Source organism: Streptomyces sp. NPDC059002 (assembly GCF_042740435.1).
GTDB lineage: Bacteria > Actinomycetota > Actinomycetes > Streptomycetales > Streptomycetaceae > Streptomyces.
In genome coordinates, this window is record NZ_JBHYJI010000001.1 from 444930 (window position 1) to 453830 (window position 8901).

The following is an 8901-nucleotide window of genomic DNA, read 5'->3' on the forward strand; positions in this document are numbered from 1 at the left end:
ATTCCGTCGCGAGGGCCCCGCCCCCGCTGCGATGCTCGGCCGATGGAATCCGCACCATGTGAAGTACTGCTCATCGGGGGCCGCTCCGGCGTCGGCAAGTCGTCGGTCGGCTGGGAGGTGGCGGCGCAGCTGCGGGCCGCCGACGTCGGCCACGCGCTGGTCGAGGGCGACGCGCTCGACGCGGTCCACCCGGCGCCGCCGGACGACCCGGACCGTTCCGGGATCACCCGGCGCAACCTCGCGGCGATCTGGGCCACTTACCGCGACCTCGGCTGCCGTCGGCTCATCTATACGAACACGGCGAGCGTGCTCGGCAGCGAGGAGGGCCTGTTCGTCGACGCGCTGGACGGGCCGCGCGTCATCCGCGTCCTGCTGACCGCGTCCGACGCCACGGTCGAGGACCGCCTCACGGCACGCGAACGTGGCTCCGAACTCGAACAGCAGCTGCGGCGCAGCGCGTTCATGGCCCGCCACCTGGACCGGCACACGGCCCCCGACGCGCAGCGCGTCGCCACGGACGGCCGGGACGTGCGGGACATCGCCGCGGAGGTGGTGGCGGTCACGGGGTGGCGGGAGCGGTGAGGGACGGCGCGGACCGGCCCCGCCGGCCCCGCACGTGACGTGGGCCACACCATGAGCGGGTGTCCCGTTGGGTAGGCGGCGCGTGATCGCCCGGGTCGCACCCGGGAAGCACCATCGGAACCACGGAGGTATCCATGTCCTCGAAGCGACGTCGCAAGAAGAAGGCCCGCCGCAAGAACGGCGCGAACCACGGCAGCCGCCCCCAGTCCTGAGGGCGGGCCCGCAAGTCCAGGGGGGCGGCATCGCACGGTGCCGCCCCCCGACGGGCTTGCGGCGCCGGGAAGTTGGGGCACGCACTCACCTATGGCGGTGGCGGCGGCACGGGCAATCATGAAATCGTTGCGGGGCCGGTGGGGCAGGTCGAAGAGGTGAGGGCGTTCCAATCATGGAGATCCTGGGGACCACGTTGCGGATCTGCGTCGAGGACCTGGAGTCCTCGGTCGCGTTCTACGAGCGGCTCGCGGGCGGCAAGGCCATGCGCTTCGAGCGCGGCGGCGTGTCCGTCGCCGCGGTCGGCTGCTTCCTGCTGATGAGCGGCCCCGAGCAGGAGCTGGAAGTGCTCCGCAAGGTCGCCGCGACCATCGCGGTGCAGGACGTGGACGAGGCGTACACCGTCCTGAACGCCTCCGGCGCCCGGGTCATCGCGGGCCCGGTCCCCACCCCCGTCGGCCGCAACCTCATCGCGATGCACCCGGACGGTTCCGTCTTCGAGTACGTGGACCGCCGCGGCGGCACGGACTGACCCGTATCCTCCACGGCGGGGCAGGCTGCCCCCGACCGAACGGAGGACGGTGCACGTGGCGGGCAGTACGACGGGCGGCGGTACGGAACGGACGTCGCTGAGCGCCCAGGCGCGAGAAGCCGTCAGGCAGCGCATCGTCGACCGCCGCTACGCCCTCGGCGCCCGTCTGGTGGAGCGGGAGGTCGCCGAGGAGCTGCGGATGTCCCGCGTCCCGGTCCGCGAGGCGCTGCGGGCCCTGGTCGCCGAGGGCCTGCTGGAACTCCTTCCGCACAGCGGCGTCAGGGTGCGGCGCCTGGAGCCCGCCGACGTACGGCATCTGTACGAGGTGTGGGAGCCCCTCGCCGTCCAGGCGTCCCGGCTCTCGGCACGCCGGGTGGCGCGCTGCGCGCCGGAGGAACCGCCGGGTCTCGCCGCGCTGCGGGCCACCCTCGGCCACGCCGAACAGGCCTCGGACGCGGATGACGGGGCGCGCGAGGTCGCCGCCCACACCGCGTTCCACGAAGGCATCGTCGCCCTCTCCGGCAACCCGCTGCTCGCCCGCACCATGGAGCAGCTGAGCTGGCAGCTCCAGCTCCTGTTCGGGATGCGCGCCGAGCCGGACCACATGCGGGCCCAGCACCGGCTCATCTACCGGCGGATCGCGGCGGGCGACGAGGACACGGCGGCGGCGAGCACGCTGCTGCACGTGCGGGACAGCCAGGCGGTGGCGCTGCGGTCGCTCTTCGAGGAGACGGAGAGCGGCGGGGCCTGAGCGGCGAGCGGTCGGTCGGGCGGGTGGTCGGCCGGGCGGCCGGGCGGATGGTCGGCCGGGCGGATGGTCGGCCGGGCGGCCGGGCGGATGGTCGGCCAGGCGGCCGGGCGGATGGTCGGCCAGGCGGCCAGGCAGCCAGGCAGCCAGGCAGCCAGGCGGATGGTCGGCCAGGTGGCCAGGCGGCCAGGCGGCCGGGCGGGTGGTCGGCTAGGCGGGTGGTCGGCTAGGCGGCCGGGCGGGTGGTCGGTCCGGCGGTCGGCGGTCGGTCCGGCGGACACGCGTTGTATACCAGGGAGCCCGCACCTCACCCCCTTTCCGGTAATTCCGGCGCATTCCCCCCTGCATCTCCCCACCCACCCTTGCAGGCACCCCCCACTTGGTATACAAACTGGCGGACGCGTCCCCTCCGCCCCTCCGCCCCCGCCCCTCCCCTGGAGTCACCCCGATGTGCGTTGAGAACACCCCGCCGCCCTCCTCCCGGCTCACCCGGCGCGGCGTCCTCGCGGGTGCGGCGGCGCTCGCGGGCACCACGGCGGCGCTCTCCGTCACGGCGCCCCGGGCCGAGGCCAGGGGCGCGACCGGCCCCGGCGCACCCGGCGGCGACCTGGTCATCGAGGGCGGCACCCTGCTCGACCCCGCGACCGGCGAGGTCACCGAGGACGCGGTGGTCGTCATCGCCGGTGGGGTCGTCCGCGCGGCGGGCGCCCGCGGCAGGACCCGGATCCCCGGCGGCACCGAGGTGCTCGACGCGCACGGCAAGTGGATCCTGCCCGGCCTGGTGGAGGCACACATCCATCTGAACACCGCGGCCGAGGCGCGGGACGCCGTGCTCAAGGGCGCGACCTCCGCCCGCAGCGGCTCGACCACGTTCTACCAGGACATCGCCGTACGGGAGTTGGCCCGCCAGGTCCCGCACCTCGCGCCCCGGCTGCGCGCCGCCGGTGTCTTCGTCACGCCCGACCTCGGCGACACCGTCCTCGCCGACCCGGACCTGACCCCGCTCGCGCGGCTCCGCGACGGCGTGCGCTCGCCCGAGGCGCTGCGCCGCGTCGTCGAGGTCAATCTCGCCCGGGGCGCCGACGTCATCAAGACCCGCGTCAACGAACGTGCCGGGCTGCCCGAGCAGGACCCGCTGGCCCAGGTGTACGACCGCGAGCAGCTGTCCGCCGTGGTCGCGGCCGCGCGGCGCGGCGGCAAGGGCGTGCTCTGCCACAGCTACAGCGAGCAGGGCTGCCACGACGCGGTCATGGCGGGCGTCCGCTCGCTGGAGCACGGGGCGTTCGTCGGCGAGCACACCCTGCACGAGATGCGGCGCAGGGGCACGTACTTCACGCCGACGCTCACCGCCATCGCCGGACTCGCCGAGTCGTCCGACCCGGTGCTCGCCGAGCGCGGCCGCAGCTATCTGCCGGTGCTCAGGCGCGCGGTGCTCGCCGCCCACGAGCTGGGCGTACCGCTCGCGGCGGGCACGGACTCCTCCGGCGGCGCGGTCGACCCGATCGGCGGCGAGGTGGCGCTGATGCGCGAGGCGGGTCTGCCCGCGCTCGACGCGATCCGCACGGCCACCACAAGTGCCGCGCGCCTCCTTGGACTTGAGCGGACGGCGGGCCGTCTGGCACGCGGCTTCGCCGGGGACGCGATCCTCCTGGACGGCGATCCGCTGGCCGATGTGACGGTCCTCAAGAAGCCCGTACGCGTGATCCGCGCGGGCACGGCCCTCTGAGCCACCCGCCCGCCCCGAAGCCACCCCGCCCCGACCGCACCCCCAAGGAGCCCCTCATGACGCCCCTGTCCCGCCGCGGCGTGCTCACCTCGGCCGCCGCCCTGGCCGGTACCGGAGCCGCCGCCCTGTCGTCCGCCGCCCCCGCCGCGGCCTCCTCCGGCGCGCGCGATGCCCGGCGCCGCAAGACCGTGGTCTTCCGTGACGTGCGCCCGTTCGGCGCGCGCACCCCCGTGGACCTCACCGTGGTCGACGGCCGGATCACCGGCGGCCGGGCGCCCGAGGACGCCGAGGTGATCGACTGCGACGGCCGTATCGCGCTGCCCTCGCTCGTGGACGCGCACATCCACCCGGACAAGACCACCTGGGGCGGGGACTGGGTGACGCGGAAGCCCGCGAGCGGCATCGCCGACTACGTCGCCCAGGACGTGGAGCTGTTCAAGAGCCAGTCCCGTCCGGTCGGCGAGCGCGCGTACGGCCTGATGGCGCACGCCGTGACCCGCGGCACCCGCGCGATGCGCGCCCACGTGGACGTGGCGCCCGCCTACGACCTGGCCGGCGTCGAGGGCGTCGACGCGGCCCGCGAACGGCTCCGTCACGCGCTCGACGTACAGATCGTGGCGTTCCCGCAGCACGGCGTCATCCGGACCCCGGGCACGGCGGAGCTCCTGGAGGAGGCGGCCCGCTCGGGGCGGATCGACCTGGTCGGCGGCATCGACCCGATCAGCTTCGACCACGCCATGGACGAGCAGCTCGACCTGGTCTTCGGCCTCGCGGACCGGCACGGCGTCGGGGTGGACATCCATCTGCACGACCGCGACGAGAAGGGCACGAAGGTCCTGCGTGCCATCATCGACCGCACCCGCGCGCTGTCCCTGCGCGGCAAGGTCACGGTCAGCCATGTCTTCTGCCTGCCGCACCTGTCGGACGGCGAACTCGACCGGATGGCCGCCGACTTGGGGGACCTGGACATCTCCCTGACGACGGTGGCGCCGAACGAGTCGCTGGTCCTGCCGATCGCGAAGCTGCGCGCGCACGGGGTGCGGGTCGGCCTCGGCTCGGACGGGGTGCGTGACGCGTGGAGCCCGTTCGGCAACGCGGACATGCTGCACCGCACGCACATCCTCGGCTGGGTGACCGACGTGCGTCTCGACGACGAGCTCGCGGACTGCTACCGCGTCGGCGCGCACGGCGGCTCCGACGTCATGGGCCTGGACCGCGCCGACCTGGAGCCGGGCGCCCCCGCCGACTTCCTTCTCGTCCGCGCGGAATGCCTGCCCCAGGTGGTGGTGGACATGCCGCAGCGGGACATGGTGGTGCACGGCGGCCGCGTCGTGGCCAGGAACGGGAAGCTGGTGTGAGCCAAGCCCGATGACCGGGGGTTGCGGAGTGGGCCCCGACGGCGCGTCGCACCACGACCCGCCGTCGGGGCCCGCGTTTCTCACTCCCCCGGCGGCCGCATCCGGAAGTCGTACCTGGCCGGGATCTCCTCGCCGGTCGCCGCGGCCCACAGCTCGCCCACGGTCTCCGCGCCCTCCCGCAGGTCGGCCGCCTCGAAGCCCGCCTCGAAGACCGCCCGCACACCGTCCATGTCGCCCTCGGCGAAGAGCAGTTGGGCCTCGGTGAGGCGGAACCTCCCTTCGGCCCGGGTCCGGTCGTGCAGCCGCTCCCAGACCGCGCGGGCCGCTTCCGTCCGTCGTACGGCGAGCAGCGCGGCGATCGCCTCCCTGCCGAGCGCCGCGGTCGCCGACGTCCACAGCGGTCCGTCGTCCCTGCGCTCCTCGCAGAGGTCGTCGAAGGCGGCGGCATAGCGGTCGGCGGCCCGTTCGGCATTGCCCTCCGACTGGTCGGCGACGGCGAGGCAGCGCAGCAACGGCCAGCGGGACGGGGCCAGTTCGAGCCCGCGCTCCCAGCTGCGGACGGCCTGCGCCCGGTCGCCCGCGTGCCACTGCGCGATGCCGAGGTGGTACTCGGCGTGCGGGCGCGCGGGGGCGGTCTCCAGCATGTCCCGCCAGTGCGGCGAGACGAGCGTCGGCCCGGGCGGTGCGACGCGGCGCGGTTCGGGGACCGCGCCGCTGTGCAGCAGTTCGAGCCACGGCGCCTGTTCGGGGCCCAGCGTCGACTCGGGGAAGGGCGTGCCCGGCACCTTGTACTCGGCGCGCAGGACTTCGAGGGCGCCCCAGCCGGAGCCGGTGGCGAGCGACTCGCCCGGTTCGGTGTCGGCGCAGGCCAGCCACTGTGCGTACGCGGCGTCGACGGCCTGCATCGGCAGGGCTTCGGCGAGCCGCGCCTCGGCCTCGCCGCGGGCGGCCGCCCAGTCGCCGTGCACGAGGTCGGCGCGCGCGGACAGCGGGCCGTACGACTCCAGCCAGCTGAACTCGCTCCCGGCGTCCAGGCGCACGTGTTCGAGCTGGGTGCGGGCGAGGCCCGCCTGTATCTCGGCGTAGCCTTCGGTGCCGGGCTCGGTGAGCCACTCCTGCCAGCGCCGGCCGCCGGTGCCCGAGCCCCAGACGAAGAGCTTGCGGCCGCGCAGGAGGTCCGTCGAGGTCTGCACGAGGCCGTGCCCTTCGGCGTCGAGCGCGGCGATCCAGCGCCGGGCGGCGTCGGGCACGTCGTAGAAGTAGTCGGCGGGGTATTCACTGCGCTTCGGGTACGTCCGGTCCGCGCCGTCGCACTCGGGCACCGGCACCCTGCGCAGCCCGCCCGTGTACGCGAACCGCCAGGCCTCGTCGGCGGGGGCGAGCACCCTGCGCTCCTCGGGCACGGCGATGTTCGACCACCAGTACACGGGCACCGGCTTCTCGTGCGGATTGCGGATCCGCACGCCGACGTGCAGGAAGTCGGAGCCTTCGGGCAGCCACAGGTCCACCTGGAAGGGCACGTCGCGCAGCCGCTCCCACTCCCACAGGCGCAGCATCTCGCCGCCGTCGGGCGCGGCCACGCGGGCGGCGTGCAGGGGTGCGCAGGACAGCGTGGTGTGGCCGGTGGCACCGATGTTCCACTCGATGCCGCCGGAGAACCAGGCACCGTTGAGCGCGAAGGCGGCGGGCTGCAACACCGGGTTGCGGTAGAGGAGTTCGCGTCCGGTGGGCTTGTGGAAGAGGGAGTGCACGCGGCCGCCGTGGCCGGGCAGGACGGTGGCGCGCAGCCGGTCGTTCTCGATGACGAGCGTGTCGATCCGCGTCTTCGTCCGTTCGCGGCCGTACCCGTCGAGGATCCTGACGGGCAGGATGCCGCGCAGCGGTTCGTACCCGAGCTGGCGCGCCATGTCGCGCGGCAGCCCCTCCTTGGCGCGCCCGTCGCGCCTGTCCAGGGTCTGCACTTCGTCGAGCGGCCGCAGCGCGGGCAGGGGGTTCTCCGGACCCAACGGGGCGGCGGGCAGGGTCAGTACGTCACGGCGCACGGTGGTCTTCACGATCACCATGGAACACGTTCGACGGGGCGGCGACCAGGGGTTCTCCCGGTCAGGATTGCGCAAAGGCCGCCGCGGACCGGCGGCGATATTCCAGGTGCGGTGCGTCCCCGGCGACGTAGGCTGGCGCCTTCGACACGTCGCCGCGCGGGAAAGAGCAGCAGAGAACATGGGTACGCAGCACACCTACCGGGTGATCGTCCGGGGCACCTTCGACGGTCTGACGGACGCGTCGCGCGCCGCGCTGCTCGCCGAGGTCGAGGAACACGGCCTGGCGCAGATGAGGTTCACGCCCGAGGGCTCCCTCACCTACGACCGTGTGCTCAAGCACTTCTCGTACCGCTTCGTGGTGCTCTCGGACGCCGAGGACGGCGAGGAGATGGCGGGCGCGCTCGCCGAGGAGCAGGCGGAGAAGCTCCTGGACGGACTCGGCCACGGCTACCGCGACCTGCGCTCCACGGTGACGGACATGGACACCATGAAGATCAACCGGAAGCCGTCGCGCCGCTGAGCCTCGCCGTGTCCGCGGTGACCGCCCACCGTTCGTGGTCGCGCCAGGCCCCGTCGATGAAGAGGAAGTCCGGCGAGAAGCCCTCCAGGCGGAAGCCGCTGCGCCGGGCCAGCGCGATCGACGCGGCGTTGCCCGGCTGGATGTTGGCCTCCAGGCGGTGCAGGTCCAGGGCCCCGAAGGCGTACTCCATGACGAGACCGAGCCCCTCGGTCATCAGGCCGCGCCCCGCCGCGTGCGCGAACGCGCCGTATCCCAGGGCCCCGCAGCGGAAGCCGCCCCGGACGATGTTGTTGATGTTGATGAATCCGCCGATGGCACCGCTGTCGCGCTCGCACACGAGGAACCCGGCCTTGGTCGGGTCCTCGATGAGCACCGAGGCGTACGCGCGGAACGCGTCGTCCCCGGACGGCGGAAAGAGCCAGGGCCTGTGCAGGTCCCGGCTCTCTCGCGTACGGGCGGTGAACTCGGCGGAGTCCGCGTGGGTGAAGTGGCGTATGCCCACGTGGGGGCCGGTGGCGAGATAAGGGGCGCGATCGGACATCGGGCCACGCTATCCGCTCGGCGCCGGGGTCACCCGCCGGGTGTGCGCGGCTACTGCTTGGGGCACTTCTCGCCGTTCTTCACGACCCCGACGGTCACCGTCCCGCCGTCGAGCTGCTTGCCCGCGGCCGGGCTCTGCGTGCACACCTTCCAGCTCGGCGGCCACAGGACGTGCCGGTGGAAGCCGCTGGCGTCGTGCACGTCGACGCGGGTGCGGTAGTCCACGGTCGAGAAGACGTGCATCAGGCCCCGCCCTCTGAGGTCCGGCATCGGCGGGCCCGCGGCGGCGGCCGTGGTGACCGCCATCAAGGTCGCGGCCGCCGCGCCGCCCAGGACCACACCCGCGCGTCTGAGCTGCGGCTTCACTGACACCTTCACTTGCGCCTCCTGACGAAGTAGGCCCCGCACAGGGCACCGATCACAGCCGTGCCGAGCAGAGCCATCCACAGGGGCAGGGTCACTTCGGGGATCAGCAGTCGGATCTTGGTGCTGCGGGTGTTCTCGAAGATGAAGACCAGGGTGAGGACGACGATCGCGGCGACGGCCACCCTGCTGGGCGTCACAAGGCCGCTGCCGGAGCCGCCACTCTTGGAGCCGCCCGTGGAGGTGTTGGGGCTCATGATGTGGACCCTTCCGTCGGAGG

At 73.7% G+C, this 8901-nt stretch carries 11 protein-coding genes; 7 read left to right on the top strand and 4 right to left on the bottom strand.

Features of this window, described 5'->3' with window-relative positions; all coding sequences use genetic code 11:
- Positions 1-42: 42 nt before the first annotated feature.
- From ACFWZ2_RS01865 to ACFWZ2_RS01890, 6 genes are all read left to right on the top strand, one after another.
- A complete protein-coding gene (locus tag ACFWZ2_RS01865; protein WP_384540263.1) occupies positions 43-582 on the top strand; it encodes a hypothetical protein in 540 nt (179 codons plus the stop codon).
- A 134-nt stretch (positions 583-716) separates the two neighbouring features.
- Positions 717-794, top strand: a complete 78-nt coding sequence (locus tag ACFWZ2_RS01870) for a 50S ribosomal protein bL37 (protein WP_370443954.1) — start codon at positions 717-719, stop codon at positions 792-794.
- A 173-nt stretch (positions 795-967) separates the two neighbouring features.
- The gene (locus tag ACFWZ2_RS01875) at positions 968-1324 is read left to right on the top strand and encodes a VOC family protein (RefSeq protein WP_384540266.1); all 357 of its coding nucleotides are present in this window, start codon (positions 968-970) and stop codon (positions 1322-1324) included.
- Positions 1325-1373: 49 nt separating this feature from the next.
- Positions 1374-2075, top strand: a complete 702-nt coding sequence (locus ACFWZ2_RS01880; protein ID WP_384540269.1) for a GntR family transcriptional regulator — start codon at positions 1374-1376, stop codon at positions 2073-2075.
- Between the two features lie 445 nt (positions 2076-2520).
- Complete coding sequence (locus tag ACFWZ2_RS01885; RefSeq protein WP_384540272.1) at positions 2521-3798, top strand: amidohydrolase family protein; 1278 nt, start codon at positions 2521-2523, stop codon at positions 3796-3798.
- Positions 3799-3854: 56 nt separating this feature from the next.
- Positions 3855-5156, top strand: coding sequence for an amidohydrolase family protein (locus ACFWZ2_RS01890; RefSeq protein ID WP_384540275.1), 1302 nt, complete (start codon positions 3855-3857; stop codon positions 5154-5156).
- An 80-nt stretch (positions 5157-5236) separates the two neighbouring features.
- On the opposite strand, the gene ACFWZ2_RS01895 is transcribed toward ACFWZ2_RS01890, so the two are convergent.
- Positions 5237-7219, bottom strand: coding sequence for a DUF5107 domain-containing protein (locus ACFWZ2_RS01895; protein ID WP_384540277.1), 1983 nt, complete (start codon positions 7217-7219; stop codon positions 5237-5239).
- 157 nt (positions 7220-7376) lie between these two features.
- On the opposite strand from ACFWZ2_RS01895, the gene ACFWZ2_RS01900 reads away from it, so the two are divergent.
- The gene (locus tag ACFWZ2_RS01900) at positions 7377-7718 is read left to right on the top strand and encodes a DUF6204 family protein (RefSeq protein WP_384540279.1); all 342 of its coding nucleotides are present in this window, start codon (positions 7377-7379) and stop codon (positions 7716-7718) included.
- Here ACFWZ2_RS01900 and ACFWZ2_RS01905 read toward each other — a convergent pair.
- From ACFWZ2_RS01905 to ACFWZ2_RS01915, 3 genes are read right to left on the bottom strand one after another with little or no spacing between them, the layout of a single operon-like run.
- Positions 7693-8259, bottom strand: a complete 567-nt coding sequence (locus ACFWZ2_RS01905) for a GNAT family N-acetyltransferase (RefSeq protein WP_384540281.1) — start codon at positions 8257-8259, stop codon at positions 7693-7695. The genes ACFWZ2_RS01900 and ACFWZ2_RS01905 overlap by 26 nt on opposite strands.
- A gap of 50 nt (positions 8260-8309) precedes the next feature.
- Positions 8310-8636, bottom strand: a complete 327-nt coding sequence (locus tag ACFWZ2_RS01910) for a hypothetical protein (RefSeq protein WP_384540283.1) — start codon at positions 8634-8636, stop codon at positions 8310-8312.
- Positions 8633-8878 (bottom strand): DUF1049 domain-containing protein, encoded by a 246-nt coding sequence (locus ACFWZ2_RS01915; protein WP_384540286.1) that lies wholly within the window; start codon positions 8876-8878, stop codon positions 8633-8635. Before ACFWZ2_RS01915 ends, ACFWZ2_RS01910 begins: the two co-directional genes overlap by 4 nt.
- Between the last annotated feature and the right edge of the window lie 23 nt (positions 8879-8901).

Excerpts from the sequence above, each read along its gene's own strand:
- ACFWZ2_RS01865 (WP_384540263.1), top strand. The coding sequence starts at position 43 with ATGGAATCCGCACCATGTGAAGTACTGCTCATCGGGGGCCGCTCCGGC.
- ACFWZ2_RS01870 (WP_370443954.1), top strand. The coding sequence starts at position 717 with ATGTCCTCGAAGCGACGTCGCAAGAAGAAGGCCCGCCGCAAGAACGGC.
- ACFWZ2_RS01875 (WP_384540266.1), top strand. The coding sequence starts at position 968 with ATGGAGATCCTGGGGACCACGTTGCGGATCTGCGTCGAGGACCTGGAG.
- ACFWZ2_RS01885 (WP_384540272.1), top strand. The coding sequence starts at position 2,521 with ATGTGCGTTGAGAACACCCCGCCGCCCTCCTCCCGGCTCACCCGGCGC.
- ACFWZ2_RS01890 (WP_384540275.1), top strand. The coding sequence starts at position 3,855 with ATGACGCCCCTGTCCCGCCGCGGCGTGCTCACCTCGGCCGCCGCCCTG.
- ACFWZ2_RS01895 (WP_384540277.1), bottom strand. The coding sequence starts at position 7,219 with ATGGTGATCGTGAAGACCACCGTGCGCCGTGACGTACTGACCCTGCCC.
- ACFWZ2_RS01900 (WP_384540279.1), top strand. The coding sequence starts at position 7,377 with ATGGGTACGCAGCACACCTACCGGGTGATCGTCCGGGGCACCTTCGAC.
- ACFWZ2_RS01905 (WP_384540281.1), bottom strand. The coding sequence starts at position 8,259 with ATGTCCGATCGCGCCCCTTATCTCGCCACCGGCCCCCACGTGGGCATA.
- ACFWZ2_RS01915 (WP_384540286.1), bottom strand. The coding sequence starts at position 8,878 with ATGAGCCCCAACACCTCCACGGGCGGCTCCAAGAGTGGCGGCTCCGGC.